This is a genomic window from Pseudomonas fjordensis (genome assembly GCF_976987115.1).
In genome coordinates this window covers 4,067,592-4,080,891 of record NZ_OZ336860.1, presented here as the reverse complement: position 1 = coordinate 4,080,891, position 13,300 = coordinate 4,067,592, and the positions used below count along the sequence as shown (strand labels likewise).

At 62.1% G+C, this 13,300-nt stretch carries 14 protein-coding genes; 12 read left to right on the top strand and 2 right to left on the bottom strand.

What is annotated here, in order from left to right; all coding sequences use genetic code 11:
* Positions 1 to 94: 94 nt before the first annotated feature.
* From ACWHXD_RS18315 to ACWHXD_RS18285, 7 genes are all read left to right on the top strand, one after another.
* The gene (locus tag ACWHXD_RS18315; protein WP_423814705.1) at positions 95 to 595 is read left to right on the top strand and encodes a Csu type fimbrial protein; all 501 of its coding nucleotides are present in this window, start codon (positions 95 to 97) and stop codon (positions 593 to 595) included.
* Positions 589 to 1,134: a spore coat protein U domain-containing protein gene (locus ACWHXD_RS18310; protein ID WP_044274670.1), complete on the top strand. Its 546-nt coding sequence runs from the start codon at positions 589 to 591 to the stop codon at positions 1,132 to 1,134. The genes ACWHXD_RS18315 and ACWHXD_RS18310 overlap by 7 nt, the downstream gene beginning before the upstream one ends.
* Before the next feature lie 18 nt (positions 1,135 to 1,152).
* Positions 1,153 to 1,695, top strand: a complete 543-nt coding sequence (locus tag ACWHXD_RS18305) for a Csu type fimbrial protein (protein ID WP_003192220.1) — start codon at positions 1,153 to 1,155, stop codon at positions 1,693 to 1,695.
* Positions 1,696 to 1,697: 2 nt separating this feature from the next.
* Complete coding sequence (locus ACWHXD_RS18300; protein WP_032896551.1) at positions 1,698 to 2,186, top strand: Csu type fimbrial protein; 489 nt, start codon at positions 1,698 to 1,700, stop codon at positions 2,184 to 2,186.
* A 26-nt stretch (positions 2,187 to 2,212) separates the two neighbouring features.
* The gene (locus ACWHXD_RS18295) at positions 2,213 to 3,001 is read left to right on the top strand and encodes a fimbrial biogenesis chaperone (protein ID WP_032896553.1); all 789 of its coding nucleotides are present in this window, start codon (positions 2,213 to 2,215) and stop codon (positions 2,999 to 3,001) included.
* A 72-nt stretch (positions 3,002 to 3,073) separates the two neighbouring features.
* Complete coding sequence (locus tag ACWHXD_RS18290; RefSeq protein ID WP_138763111.1) at positions 3,074 to 5,422, top strand: fimbria/pilus outer membrane usher protein; 2,349 nt, start codon at positions 3,074 to 3,076, stop codon at positions 5,420 to 5,422.
* A 77-nt stretch (positions 5,423 to 5,499) separates the two neighbouring features.
* A complete protein-coding gene (locus ACWHXD_RS18285) occupies positions 5,500 to 6,420 on the top strand; it encodes a Csu type fimbrial protein (protein ID WP_138763112.1) in 921 nt (306 codons plus the stop codon).
* Here the strand turns inward: ACWHXD_RS18285 and ACWHXD_RS18280 are convergent.
* Complete coding sequence (locus ACWHXD_RS18280) at positions 6,417 to 7,154, bottom strand: anti-sigma factor family protein (protein WP_098950951.1); 738 nt, start codon at positions 7,152 to 7,154, stop codon at positions 6,417 to 6,419. The two genes, ACWHXD_RS18285 and ACWHXD_RS18280, sit on opposite strands and share 4 nt — an antisense overlap.
* Positions 7,151 to 7,657, bottom strand: a complete 507-nt coding sequence (locus tag ACWHXD_RS18275; protein ID WP_032896560.1) for a sigma-70 family RNA polymerase sigma factor — start codon at positions 7,655 to 7,657, stop codon at positions 7,151 to 7,153. Before ACWHXD_RS18275 ends, ACWHXD_RS18280 begins: the two co-directional genes overlap by 4 nt.
* A gap of 196 nt (positions 7,658 to 7,853) precedes the next feature.
* On the opposite strand from ACWHXD_RS18275, the gene ACWHXD_RS18270 reads away from it, so the two are divergent.
* From ACWHXD_RS18270 to ACWHXD_RS18250, 5 genes are all read left to right on the top strand, one after another.
* Positions 7,854 to 9,461 carry an amino acid adenylation domain-containing protein gene (locus tag ACWHXD_RS18270; RefSeq protein WP_032896562.1) on the top strand — a complete coding sequence of 536 codons (1,608 nt, stop codon included), beginning with the start codon at positions 7,854 to 7,856 and terminating at the stop codon, positions 9,459 to 9,461.
* Positions 9,454 to 10,740 (top strand): FNR domain-containing protein, encoded by a 1,287-nt coding sequence (locus ACWHXD_RS18265; protein ID WP_044274665.1) that lies wholly within the window; start codon positions 9,454 to 9,456, stop codon positions 10,738 to 10,740. Before ACWHXD_RS18270 ends, ACWHXD_RS18265 begins: the two co-directional genes overlap by 8 nt.
* Before the next feature lie 47 nt (positions 10,741 to 10,787).
* On the top strand, positions 10,788 to 11,552 hold the full coding sequence (locus ACWHXD_RS18260; protein WP_138763102.1) for an enoyl-CoA hydratase-related protein: 765 nt from the start codon (positions 10,788 to 10,790) through the stop codon (positions 11,550 to 11,552).
* Positions 11,553 to 11,671: 119 nt separating this feature from the next.
* Positions 11,672 to 12,754, top strand: coding sequence for a catalase family peroxidase (locus ACWHXD_RS18255; protein WP_499084388.1), 1,083 nt, complete (start codon positions 11,672 to 11,674; stop codon positions 12,752 to 12,754).
* Complete coding sequence (locus ACWHXD_RS18250; protein ID WP_032896571.1) at positions 12,751 to 13,290, top strand: cytochrome b; 540 nt, start codon at positions 12,751 to 12,753, stop codon at positions 13,288 to 13,290. The genes ACWHXD_RS18255 and ACWHXD_RS18250 overlap by 4 nt, the downstream gene beginning before the upstream one ends.
* Positions 13,291 to 13,300: the final 10 nt, after the last annotated feature.

The following is a 13,300-nucleotide window of genomic DNA, read 5'->3' as shown; positions in this document are numbered from 1 at the left end:
CTGGCACTTTCGGGTTAACTGGCTAACCTCATACACAGTTGTTACCCCTGTATAAGGAATTGGGGCTGTGAAGGGACCGGCGGTATTGGCAGTCATGGGCACGATGCTCTGCAACACGGCTTTTGCTGCGCAACTCCAAGTAGAGGTGCGTATCGACGTGCAGCGGGGTTGCCAGTTGGTGGGCACCACCCGCAGTGCGGGCATCGAGCAACTTGGCGTATTGGATTTCGGCAGCGGCCCGCGTCTGGATGACCCGGCCGGCCCCCTGAGTGCGGCCCTGATCAGCCAGCGCCAGCCGCGCCTGGAATGTAACCCCGACACGCCTTATCAGGTGCGCGTTGACGGTGGCCTGCATGGCGGCGTCGGCGAAGTGCGTTATCTCGCCAATCCGGCACCCTCCAGCCGGCCCATTCCCTATCGAATCTATGCCGACGCCGCGCGGCTGATCCCCTTGCCGGTGGACGTGCCCGTCAGTGGCCGCGTGCCAGACACCGGCTCTGTGGACCTGCCGCTGTATGGGCGCATCGAACCGCTCAAGGACATCCCCGCCGTTGGCCGTTATTCCGACCTGCTCAAGGTCACGGTCACATGGTAAGCCGCTACCTGGCCGTGACGGCCCTGGGCGGCCTGCTGTTGCTGGCGGATGACGCGCAGGCGGCGGTGGTCAACGGCCAGGTCCACGCACGGTTGGTGATCACCGCCAGTTGCGAAGTGAGCAAGGGCGTGGAAACCGCGCCGGTCACGCCCGAAGGCGGCACCGCGCTGTTGGACTTTGGCAGCCAAGGGCCGACCTGGAACGAGACCTTGGACGCGGCGATTTCCGATGGCGACAAGGCGCCGCTGTCGGTGTCCTGCAACCCCTCGGTGGTCAGCAGTTTCACGGTGACCATCGACGGCGGCGCCAACGGCGACGGCACCACACGGCGCCTGAGCAATGGCCGCCAGACCATTCCCTATCGACTCTCGGCCGACCCCCAGGGGCGCAGTGCCTACAGCATCGGCCAGCAACGCAATTTCGTCGTGACCCAGGGCACCCAGGTACCGATCCCGGTATTCGGCTCCGTGGTGGCGAATACCAGGGCCCTACCGGCCGGCATCTACACAGACACCCTGACGGTGACTCTGGATTGGTAAACCATGAGGATGGATATCATGCATGTACTTGTATCGCGAATCGGCCTCTGTGCCCTGGGCCTGGGGCTGGCGTCCAGCCTGAACGCGGCGACCACGGTGACCGGGCAGATCAGTTCCAGCCTGACCTTGATCGCCAGTTGCCAGGTCAACGGCTCCGGCGCGGCCACCGGGCTGAATTTTGGTAGCTTGAATTTCGGCACCACCAACAGCCTGTTTACCAATGCCGACGCCCAGTTGCTCGGCGGCACCGGTACCGGCGGCGCGTTGTCGATCCTGTGTTCGGCTGGCACCGCGCCAACGATCAAGGTGCGTGCCGGCGCCCACGATGGTGCTTCCCCCGGTGGCACCCGAGCGTTGGCCGATGGCGTGGGTAACTTCGTGCCCTACGATTTTTACACCGACAGTGGGCGTTCAGCGCTGTTGGCGATTGACGGCGTGGTGACACTTGCCACCAGTACCGGCGTGGCACAGACCGTCAACCTTTACGGCCGGGCGGTGGGCAAAGCGGGGCTGCCAGCGGGCACCTACACCGACACGGTGGCCGTGGAACTGACGTTCTAACGATGTGGCCCAGGGTGTTGCTCGCCGTCGGCCTGGCGATGCCGTTGCCGCTGTCGGCGGTGGTCAACCAGAGCTTCCAGGTGAGCGCGACCATCACGCCAGGTTGCCTGATCGTGGGCGGCGGCTCCAACTACGGCACGTTGGCCTACGGCAGCTATTCGGCCTTGGCCACCAGCACGGTGACGGCGGCCCTCACTGGCGGTGTAACTCTGCAATGCACGCCGGGCGTGGCCTTGAGCATGAGCGTCGATGGCGGCCTGCACAGCAGCACCGGGCGCAACTTGCAGCTCAACAGTGGCAGCGCGCGAGTGGCATACCAGTTGTTTCGCGATGCGGCGTTCAGCCAGAGCCTGGGTATCAGCCAGAGCGTGAGTGTGACCTACAGCGATGCGAGCAACATCAGCCTACCCATTTACGGGCGGGTGGTTTTACCGGGCAATCAGCCTGGGGGGACGTACAGTGACACGCTGCAGGTGCAGCTGACGTGGTAGGGCTAACGGTTTTAAGGAGGGGTGTTATGGGGTGTGCTTTGCGACGGTTATGGACCGCGGGTTTCGCCTTGGGGGCGTTGTGTACGGCGGGGTTTGGGCAGGCGGCCAGTTCGGTGCTGATCTGGCCCATCGACCCGGTGCTGGAGGCCGACCAACAGGCCAGCGCGCTGTGGCTGGAGAACCGTGGCACCGAGACCGCCAACCTGCAGATCCGCGTGTTTGCCTGGAGTCAGAATGGCTTTGACGAGCAGTACCAGAACCAGCGCGATGTGATCGGCAGCCCGCCGGTGGCCAAAATCGAGCCGGGCCAGAAGCAACTGGTGCGCCTGACCCGCACCCGGGAAGTGCCGCCGGGGCAGGAGTTGGCCTATCGCATCATCATTGACGAAATCCCCTCGGCGCTGCAGGTGCCCACGCCGCCTGAGGGCAAGAACACAGCGGCGGCGATTCGCTTCCAGATGCGTTATTCGGTGCCGTTGTTTGCCTACGGCGCCGGCTTGTGGAGCAAGGACGACGCTACCCGCCAGCGCGACCCCAAGGGCGCGGGCAAGCCGCAGTTGAGCTGGCAAAAGGTCAACGTGGCAGGGCGCAACTACATCGAGGTGCGCAACCAGGGCGCCGTGCATGCGCGGCTTACCGATGCGTCATTCAAACAGGGCGGGCAGACCCGGCCGTTGGTGGACGGTTTGCTCGGCTATGTGCTGCCGGGCGCGAGCATGCGCTGGCCGGTGCCGGATGCCGTATCGGCCGACCAGCCGTTGCAGGTACGCGTCAACGGCGCGCCGCAACTGGAGAGCCTGGCGCCCAAGCGATAGCCGTTATGTAGCGCAACGGGCACACGCCCGGGTTTTGACAGGATGGAGATGTCCATTGAAGGACACAACGCCATGGTGAGTCGTGGTTGGGCTCGGGTTTTATGGCCGTCGGTGGCAGTAGCAAGCGGGCTGTGGGGCGTAGCGATGGCAGGCGACTTGCCGCCGCCGCCCGGCAGCATGGAGGCAGTTGCCGATGCACAGCTGTTTCTGGAACTGGTGGTCAACCAGATGGACACCGGCCGCGTCATTGCGGTCGAGCAGCGCGCCGGCCAGCTGTTTGTGCCGGCCAGTGCGTTGCAGGACGTGGGCATGAAACTGCCGGGTGAACCCGTCGGCAGCGTAGCCCTGGACCAAGTGCCGGGCCTGCACAGCGACTACGACAGCAACGGCCAGCGCCTGCTGCTGGATGTGCCGCCTTCCTGGCTGCAGGAACAGTTCATCGGCAACCGCAATACCTATCCGCGTACCCAGGCCATGAGCAGCTTCGGCGCCTTGCTCAACTATGACGTGTATTTCAATGACACCGACGACGGCGGCAGTTACCTCGCGGCGTGGAACGAAGTGCGGCTGTTCGACACCTGGGGCACCTTGTCCACCACCGGGCAACTGCGCCAGACACTCTCCGATGGAGTCAGCGGCGGCACCCTCAACAATGGTTATCGGCGTTACGACACCACCTGGCGCTTTTCCGATGATGAACGCCTGCTGACCTACGAGGCCGGCGACGTGATCAGCGGCGCGCTGCCCTGGAGTAGCTCGGTGCGCCTGGGCGGGGTGCAACTGTCGCGCGATTTTGCCGTGCGCCCCGACCTAGTCACGTACCCCTTGCCGCAGTTTGCCGGTGAGGCGGCGGTGCCGTCGTCGGTGGACCTGTTTATCAACGGCTACAAATCCGACACCGCGCAACTGCAACCCGGCCCCTACACCCTGACCAATATCCCGTTTATCAACGGCGCCGGCGAGGCCGTGGTGGTCACCACCGATGCCCTGGGCCGCCAGGTGTCGACCACGGTACCGTTCTACGTCACCAGCACCTTGCTGCAACAAGGCTTGACGGATTTTTCGCTGGCCGCCGGTACCTTGCGCCGTGACTACACCCTGCGGGATTTCGGCTACGGCCCAGGCGTGGCCAGTGGCACGTTCCGCTATGGATATTCCGATAACCTCACCCTGGAGAGCCACGCCGAAGCCTCCAGCGACCTGACCCTCGGCGGGCTCGGCGGTAACCTGCGCCTGGGCAACTTCGGCGTGCTCAATACCGCCCTCAGCCAGAGCCAGTTCGACAGCCGCACGGGCCAGCAACTGAGCCTCGGTTATCAGTACAACAGCACGCGCTACAGCTTTATGTACCAACGGGTGGAGCGCCGCGACGACTATGCCGACCTGACCCTGGTCGACACCCCTTACGCCAGCCTCAGCAAGCGCAGCGAGCAGGTGACCCTGAGCCTCAACCTTCAACGTTTCGGCAGCCTGGGCCTGGGCTATTTCGACGTGCAGGCCGCGGACGACTCGCGCACGCGCCTGCTCAACCTGAGCTGGAGCAAACCGCTGTGGCGCAACACCAGCTTTTATCTGTCAGCCAACCGCGAAATCGGCGACAGCAACTGGGCCATGCAGGCGCAACTGGTCATCCCGTTCGACCTCAACGGCAGCCTGGCCTTGAGCGCCGAGCGCAGCAAGGACGGCGCCAGTCGCCAGCGCATCAACTACAGCCGCGCGGTGCCCAGCGAAGGCGGGGTGGGCTACAACCTCGGCTATGCCCAGGGCGATGCCCCCAGCTATCGGCAGGCCGACCTGACCTGGCGCTTGCAGTCGGTGCAGTTGCAGGCCGGTGTGTACGGCAGCAGCGAGGCCATGACGCGTTGGGCGGACGCCAGCGGCTCGCTGGTATGGATGGGCGGCGAAACCTTTGCCGCCAACCGTATCAATGACGCGTTTGTGGTGGTGAGCACCCAGGGTTTCGCCGGGATTCCAGTGCGTTACGAAAACCAACTGGTGGGCCAGACTGACCGCAACGGCCATTTGCTGGTGCCGTGGAGCAGTGCCTACTACCGCGGTAAATATGAGATCGACCCGTTGAACCTGCCGGCGAATGTGCAGAGCCCCAATGTGGAACAGCGCGTGTCGGTACGCCGAGGCAGTGGTTACCTGCTGGAATTCCCGTTGCGCCGTGTGCTCGCCGCAAGCATCACCCTGGTGGACCGACAGCACCAGGAATTGCCGCTGGGCAGCCTGGTAGTGCACGAGCAAAGCAACACTCAGGCGGTGGTCGGCTGGGATGGCCTGGTGTATCTGGAAAACCTCAGCGCCCACAACACCTTGCAGGTCACTTTGGGAGAGGGCCGCACTTGCCAGGCAACCTTCGATATTGATGAGCAGCAACAGGACGTGCCCTTGATCGGGCCATTAGTGTGCCAATGAGGGATTGAACAGGGAGTGTTCAGGTGAGGGGCAGCGTAGGGTTGTATGGCGTGGGCTTGTTGTTTTGCGGGCAGGCCATGGCGGCGTGCTCGGTAGCGTCCACCGTGCCGGCCAGTTTTGGCTCGATCAGTTCGATGACGGTGCGTACCGCCGCGCAAACCAGCTCTACGACAAACTCGGGCTTGAGTTGCACCCCGGCATTGATTTCGTTGCTGGTACCCACTGACCACTTTTACGCCACGATCACCTCCACCCAAAGCGGCATGGTCGGGCCGACCGGTGATGTGATCGGCTACACGATTTACGGCAACAACAGCACCAGTTATCCCATCACCCGTGGTGCGCAGTTCGATTTCGGCGGCGCTGGCGGCATCGCCCAGAGCATTGGCCTGGTCACTGGGCCCGGCGCGAAAACCGTGCCGCTGTACCTGAGCAGCATCACCGGCAGCAACGTCGCTGCCGGGATGTACACCGAGACATTGAGCATCGCGTGGAACTGGAACTATTGCTCGGGAGTCGGCATTGGCGGCGCCTGCCTGGGACGTGACACTGGCAGCGGCACGGCGTCCCTGACCGTCAGCATGACCGTGACCAACGACTGCCAGATCACTGCCCCGAATATCAGCTTTGGCAGCGCGCCGGTGGTCAGTGGGTTTACTGCGGTGACCGGGCAGACCATCAACATCGCCTGCACCAAGGGCAGCGCCTATACCGTGGGCTTGAGCGATGGCCAGAACCCGGTGAGCGTCGGCGGCCGGCGGCGCATGATTTCCGGCAGCAACTACCTGGCCTATGACATTTTCCAAAGCGCCGGCACCACGCGTTGGGGCAGTGTCGGCGCGGCGCGGCGGGCCAGTTCCACGGCCGAGGTCAACCCTGGCAACGGCTTGGGCGTCGGTAGCCAGGTGTTCAACTACAACGCCAAGGTCTACACCGACCAGCCCACGCCACCGGCCGGCACCTATCTGGACAATGTGGTGCTGGATGTTGGTTTCTAGAACTGCGTCTGCAGCGCGGCGGCCTGATCCACCGGGCTGACCATCGCATAGTTGTAGCCCCCGCCCGACCAGTAGTCGGCCTGCAAGCCATCGGCACTGCGGCTGCCGCGAGGCAGGAAACCGTTGTTCGGGCCAGGCGGGCGGATATAGAAGCTGATGCGTCGACCTTGGGCGTCCTGGTACAGCACCATGGCTGCCGCGCCTTGGTCGGTGGTGAGCAGGCGCCCGCTGACCGGCTTGAAGCCGGCTTGGCTGAGGTCAGGCAGGCGATGGGCCTGGTTGAAATAGCGGTCGAGCCAGGCCTGCATGGTGCTGCGGTCCTGGGCCTTGTAGTCGGCGGGCATGATGCCGTCCTGGGCAAACAGGCGGTAGGCCTGCATGGCGTCGGTCATCGGCAACAGCGGCGGCTGGGTGGCTTCGCGGGCGTGCCAACCGCCAAACCCGCCGAGGCTCACCGCGATCAGCAGCACTGCCGCCGTGGCCAAGTGCCGACGGGACTGTTTCTTGATGCGCTGGCGAATCAGCGCCGGGTCCAATGCCGGGTTGTACGGCTGCTGGAGGGCGCCGCTCAACGACGCACGCAGCAACTGTGCATCCTGTTGCCAGGCCTGTACCTGGGCCGCCACTTCGGGGTGGCTGGCCAGCCAGGTTTCAAGCACACGACGGTCACTGTCCAGCAGTTGATGATCGACGTAGGCATGTAAATCGCGTTCGCTGGGGGGCAGGCTGATCATTTGAGTCTCCGCAGGGAAGGGCCGGCCATTTCGCCATCGCTGAGTTGACGCAACGCTTGGCGCGCGCGGGACAGGCGTGACATCACGGTACCGATGGGCACCTTGAGAATCTCGGCCACCTCCTTGTAGCTCAAGCCTTCGACAGACACCCACAGCAGCAGGGCGCGCTGTTCGGTGTTCAGTTGGTCGAAGGCTTGCAGGGTGGATTGGGCCAGCACCGTGCGTTCTACCGAAGGTTGCACGTCATCGCGGCCGGTGAAGAATTCGAGCATGCGCGCATAGCGGCGGTTGCGGCGGTGGGCGTCGAGGAATTGGCGGTAGAGGATTGAAAACAGCCACGCACGCAGGTCGCCCTCGATACGTTTATCGGCCCAGGCGACGATGGCGCGCTCCAGGGTCGATTGCACCAGGTCATCGGCGCTGCTGCTATTGCGCGTCAGGGACACGGCAAAACGCCGCAACCTGGGGATGAGTTCACGTAACTGTTCGTCGAGTTCATGCATGGGATGAGTCTACTCACTTGTGTTGAGGTAGACGTCGGTCTGTGTAGGTTATTCCATGAACTGTGCAAAGAAACTTCCCCAGGTATGAGTGGGAAGCTTCTGCATAGCTTGAGAGTCTGTAATCTCGTGCGGCGTCCTCTATCCACCCTTGTATCTGTCGGTATTCAGCCGGCAGGCCAACAGAGAGAGGGTGCTCATGACGTATTCACCGAGCGTTAAACAGTTTTTTTCCAACGCCTCGCTGGCTCATTTGCCTGCCGCGCAGCGAGTTCTATTTGAGCAATGGGGATGCGGCCCTTCAGCGCTGACCGCCTACGCCAACGTACACCACGCCATCGAAGCACAAGCGAAGTTGGCGCCCCACGCCACAGCGGCGGTGTGCGCGGGCCAACGAATCAGCTATGAACAGCTCAACCGACAAGCCAACCGTTTGGCTGTGCACCTGCTTGCAAAGGGTGTGAAGCCGGGTGACACGGTGGGGTTGTTCGTCGAACGTTCGATCCCCATGCTGGTCGGGCTTCTGGCGGTGTTGAAGGTGGGTGCCGCGTATGTGCCACAGGACGCCAGAATCGTGCCGACCCTGCAGTTGGGTATGGTGCTGGAGTCGTTGTCCAGTCCGGTCATTCTGACTGTGTCGAACTTGCTGGAGCACATTCCGGCAGACGCGGCCTCCCGCTGCTTGTGTCTGGACACGTTCATTGCGCAAACCCCTTGGGTGGCTGAGAACAATGATGGCGTGTCCGCCGAGGTCAATCCCGATGGCCTGTGTTTTGTGCTGTTTACTTCCGGAACCACTGGGCGTCCCAACGGCGTGTGTGTCAGCCACCGCAACGTGTGCAACATTCTGTTGACCCAACCTGGGCAGATGGGAATGGCGCCGGGTCGCACTGTTGGGCAGATTCTCAATATTGGTTTTGATATGGCTGCCTGGGAAATACTCGGTTGCCTGGCGCATGGCGCGACCTTGCTGATTCGCGGCAAAGATATCGCGCAGACAGCCGCCCAGTGCAACGTGTTGATCGCAACGCCATCGATACTGGCCACCCTGGACCCTTTGCAATGTCCCGACCTCAAGTACGTTGCGGTGGCCGGAGAGGCCTGTTCCCAAGCGCTTGCGGACCGTTGGGCCGAACACTGTACGTTCTACAACGGGTGCGGGCCCACCGAAACCACCATCGTTAACACCTTGCACCTGCACGTACCAGGCGCACCATTGACTATCGGCAGGCCAACACCGAACAACACCGTCTATGTGCTCGATTACCAGGGGCGTGCCTGCGCGATAGGCGAGATGGGTGAGATGTGGGCCGGTGGTACGGGGGTAACGGCGGGCTATCTGAACAACAAGGCATTGACGTTGGACCGGTACCGACCGGATCCCTTTCGCGGCGGCGATGCGGTGATGTTTCGTACGCGAGACCTTGGGCGCTGGGTAGCTGACGGCCGACTCGAACATTTAGGTCGTGTGGATGACCAGGTGAAGGTTCGCGGTTTTCGCGTAGAGCTGGACGCGGTGTCGGCCGCTTTGGAGGCCGGTGCGAACTGCATGCGCGCGGTCACGTTGAAGCTGGACAATCGTACGTTGGTGGCCTTTGTCTCCCCAGCCAGCGCTGACATAGAGGCTTGCCGGTTGGCCTGTCAACAGCGCCTGGCCTACTACTGCGTGCCGCAGTTCATCTACGCGGTGGAGGATTTTCCCCTGACCGCCAGGGGCAAGATCGACAAGGCACTGTTGCTGCAAGTGGCCCGAGAGTCGCAGGTGGCGGCGCAAGCGGTTTTGACCCAGGAGCCTGGTCATGATTGATGCGCTGACCCGTACCGTTGTGCCGCCCAAGCCAGCGCTTTGGCGACGCTGGGCTTCACTGCCGATGTTTTCTTATTACAACCGCCTGGCTTCAGGGGTTTTGATTGGCAACGCTGTGTTTGTGCTGTTGGCTCTGGACCTGCAAGCCATTGCGGTGCAGACGCTGTCGGACATGGTGCTGATTAACCTGTCGATCGCCATCCTGATTCGCCAGCAATACCTGATCAATGGCCTGTTTTGGCTGGCGACGCGGATACCGCGTACATGGCCGCTCGGTGTGCGGCGAAGCGCAGCCAAGGTGTACCACTTCGGCGGGCTGCACAGCGGCGCAGCCTTGGCGGCCACGGGATGGTTTGCGGGCTTGGTCGGTGTGCAGGTCACGCAGTATCTGCAGCAACCGGACAGTGTTTCGGCAGGCTCGCTCGGGGTCAGCGTTTTGCTGCTCAGCGTGTTGCTGTTCATGGTGGTTATGGCTCAACCACGTATTCGAAGCCGCTTTCACAACGGGTTTGAACGGGTTCATCGGTTTGCCGGTTGGAGCGCGTTGCTGTTGTTCTGGTGGCAAACGTTATCGACCACATCGAACCTGTTGCACAGCCTTTCGTTCTGGATGCTGGTGCTGCTGACCCTGAGCATCCTGCTGCCCTGGTTGCGGCTGCGCAAGGTTGCCGTTGAACACACGCGGCCTTCCACACATGCCGTGATTACGCGCTTGAGCCACACCTCGCCATTCGCCGGTTCATCCAGCGCAATCAGCCGCAGCCCGCTGTTGGAATGGCACTCCTTTGCCAATATTTGCGCGCCAGGCGAGGCGGGGTTTCGCCTGATCATTTCCCGCGCAGGCGATTGGACCGGGGAGTTTATCGAGGACTTGCCCCGCTATGTATGGGTCAAGGGCATTACCACCGCCGGTGTTGCCAATGTAGAAACCCTGTTCAGGTCTGTGGTGTACATCGCCACAGGCAGCGGGATTGGGCCTGTCATGCCGCATTTGCTCGCAGCGAAGGTACCTATTCAATTGATCTGGTCCACGCGTAGCCCGAGGAAGACCTACGGCGATGAACTGGTGGAGGAGATTCTGCGGGCCCAGCCACATGCAGTGATCTGGGACACCGATGAGCGCGGTAAGCCCGACCTGGTGCAGTTGGCCTATGGCGCGGTGCAAGCCTGCGGTGCCGAGGCGGTGATTTGTATTGCCAACCAGGCGTTGACTCAACGCGTGGTGCAAGAGTTGGAAGCGCGCGGAATACCCGCCCAGGGTGCCATCTGGGATTCCTGAGACAGCCTGAAGTGTGAGCGATATCAATCAAATCGTTGGAGATGCCTATGAATGTTTTAATGGAACGTCATGACCGCGTGGTCCTGATCAAGCTCAACCGCCCTGAAGCCAAGAATGCGCTGAGTTCGGCGATGATGAAGGAGTTGATCGGCCATTTGGCTGCAGTGGACCAAGACCTTGGGGTCGGGTGTGTGGTGATTACGGGAACCCGCGAGTTTTTTGCGGCAGGGGCCGATATCAAAGAAATGAGCGGCAAATCCTATCTGGACATGCTCAATGAAGACTACTTCGCCGGCTGGGAAGGTTTCACCCGTTTACGCACCCCCACGATTGCCGCAGTGACAGGCTATGCGTATGGCGGCGGCTGCGAACTGGCGATGATGTGCGACATGATATTCGCCGCTGATACCGCCACTTTTGCCCAACCAGAAATCAAGCTGGGGGTTATTCCGGGGATGGGGGCGACCCAACGTTTGACAGGGTTGATTGGCAAGGCCAAGACGATGGACCTGGTATTGACCGGGCGGCCAATGACCGCCCAGGAAGCCGAGCAGGCGGGGTTGGTGTCTCGCGTTTACCCGGCCGCGAACTTACTGGATGAAGTACTGGCAGTGGCGGCACAAATTGCCTCCTTTTCTCGAACGGCCACCCGCGCAGCACGACAGGCGGTGGAGCAATCCCTGGAGGTCGGCTTGCACGAAGGTGTGCGTCAGGAGCGTAGGTTGTTTCATGGCCTGTTCGCCACGCCTGATCAGCAAGAGGGCATGCAGGCGTTTCTTCGCAAACGACAGCCAATGTTTAACCAGCGCTAGAACGGAGTGGATCTACCAGCGCGTCTAGTACAAAAAAACTACAGTGAACGGGGAATAAGCCTACGTGAGATTCGTCTCATAACACTTTTCCCCTGCGGCCACTGGCCCTGGAGTTTTTTATGGTTGATCACTCTTTACCGCCGCGTCCGCCTCTTAGTACCGCCAGCCTGCTGGTCAGGCTGGCGTGTATTGGGGGCGTAGTGGCGGTGGTGGTAGGGGCATTTGCCTACGTCAATGGCACGCTCGACCCACAACGTCTGCGGCCAAAGACCTTGGTCAATGCCCTGGAAACCAATAACGGCGTGCATCCGGGCTTTCGCCGTAACCATGCCAAGGGCGTGTGCGTGGCGGGGTATTTCCAGAGCAGTACCGAGGCCCGTGCGTATTCCAGTGCCCAGGTGTTCAGCGAGGCCAAGACCCCGATCATTGGCCGCTTTGCCTTGCCCAGCGGCAACCCCTACGCGCCGGACAGCAGTGTGCCGATTCGCAGCTTTGCCGTGCAATTCAGCCAGGCCAACGGCCAGCAATGGCGTACAGGGATGAACAGCATGCCGGTGTTCCCGGTGGGCACGCCCGAGGCGTTCTACCAGTTGCTCAAGGCCGGCGCGCCAGACCCGGCCACGGGCAAGCCGAACCCCTCGAGCATGCCGGCGTTTTTTGCCGCGCACCCCGAGACCGCGCCGTTCCTGGCCTGGGTCAAGACCGCCAAACCATCGGCCAGTTACGCGACTGAAACCTATAACGGCATCAACGCGTTTTACCTGGTGGCTGCCGATGGTACGCGCCAGGCCGTGCGTTGGGAGGTGGTGCCCCAGAGCCAGGACGCGGCGGGTGATACCGCACCTGCGGGCAGTGACTTCTTGGAGCAGGATTTGGTACGACGCCTGGCTGCCGGGCCGTTGCGTTGGCAGTTGAACATGACCCTGGCCAACCCAGACGACCCATTGGATGACGCGAGCAAGCCCTGGAACGGCGCACACAAGGTGCTCAACGCTGGCACCCTTGTGCTGCAAAGCAGCCAGCCCCAGGCAGACGGCGATTGCCGCGATATCAACTTTGACCCGCTGATTCTGCCCAGTGGTATCCAAGCCTCCAACGACCCCTTGCTGGCCGCACGTTCGGCCGCGTATGCCAGTTCGTACCTGCGCCGGGCCGGTGAAGTCAGCCCGTTGCACAGCCCCCCTCAGGAGTCGAAGCCATGAATGCTCAACCACGGTTTTTTGCGCCCCTGGCGCGCGTGCTGCACTGGCTGATGGCGTTGATGATCATCGCCATGCTGTTTATCGGTGCGGGCTTGGCGGCGTCAGTGTCGGAGCGTCATGAGTGGCTGATCCACCTGCACAAGCCGCTGGGCATTGCGATTCTGGCGCTGGTGATCGTGCGCCTGGCGGTACGTTTTTCGACGCGCCAGCCGCCGTTGCCAGCGGATTTGCCGGTGTGGCAAAGGCTGGCAGCCAAGGCTTCCCATGTGCTGTTGTACGCCTTGATGCTGGTGTTGCCGCTGCTGGGTTGGGCGATGATTTCAGCGGCCGGTGACCCTGTGATGCTCAGCAGTAACCTGCAACTGCCCGCGCTGGTGGGGGCGAATGCGCCGTTGTTTGCGTTGTTGCGCAAGGCTCACGGTTATTTGGCCTATCTGCTGTTTCTCACTGTGCTGGTGCATCTGGCGGCCGCGTTGTTCCACGGTCTGATCCGGCGAGACGGTGTCTTGCAAAGCATGACCGGCAGCAAGGATTGACCGCTTCTGG

Bases quoted from the DNA above. Each gene is read 5' to 3' on its own strand.
- ACWHXD_RS18315 (WP_423814705.1), top strand. From the start codon at position 95: ATGGGCACGATGCTCTGCAACACGGCTTTTGCTGCGCAACTCCAAGTA.
- ACWHXD_RS18310 (WP_044274670.1), top strand. From the start codon at position 589: ATGGTAAGCCGCTACCTGGCCGTGACGGCCCTGGGCGGCCTGCTGTTG.
- ACWHXD_RS18305 (WP_003192220.1), top strand. From the start codon at position 1,153: ATGCATGTACTTGTATCGCGAATCGGCCTCTGTGCCCTGGGCCTGGGG.
- ACWHXD_RS18300 (WP_032896551.1), top strand. From the start codon at position 1,698: ATGTGGCCCAGGGTGTTGCTCGCCGTCGGCCTGGCGATGCCGTTGCCG.
- ACWHXD_RS18295 (WP_032896553.1), top strand. From the start codon at position 2,213: ATGGGGTGTGCTTTGCGACGGTTATGGACCGCGGGTTTCGCCTTGGGG.
- ACWHXD_RS18290 (WP_138763111.1), top strand. From the start codon at position 3,074: ATGGTGAGTCGTGGTTGGGCTCGGGTTTTATGGCCGTCGGTGGCAGTA.
- ACWHXD_RS18285 (WP_138763112.1), top strand. From the start codon at position 5,500: ATGGCGGCGTGCTCGGTAGCGTCCACCGTGCCGGCCAGTTTTGGCTCG.
- ACWHXD_RS18280 (WP_098950951.1), bottom strand. From the start codon at position 7,154: ATGATCAGCCTGCCCCCCAGCGAACGCGATTTACATGCCTACGTCGAT.
- ACWHXD_RS18275 (WP_032896560.1), bottom strand. From the start codon at position 7,657: ATGCATGAACTCGACGAACAGTTACGTGAACTCATCCCCAGGTTGCGG.
- ACWHXD_RS18270 (WP_032896562.1), top strand. From the start codon at position 7,854: ATGACGTATTCACCGAGCGTTAAACAGTTTTTTTCCAACGCCTCGCTG.
- ACWHXD_RS18265 (WP_044274665.1), top strand. From the start codon at position 9,454: ATGATTGATGCGCTGACCCGTACCGTTGTGCCGCCCAAGCCAGCGCTT.
- ACWHXD_RS18260 (WP_138763102.1), top strand. From the start codon at position 10,788: ATGAATGTTTTAATGGAACGTCATGACCGCGTGGTCCTGATCAAGCTC.
- ACWHXD_RS18255 (WP_499084388.1), top strand. From the start codon at position 11,672: ATGGTTGATCACTCTTTACCGCCGCGTCCGCCTCTTAGTACCGCCAGC.
- ACWHXD_RS18250 (WP_032896571.1), top strand. From the start codon at position 12,751: ATGAATGCTCAACCACGGTTTTTTGCGCCCCTGGCGCGCGTGCTGCAC.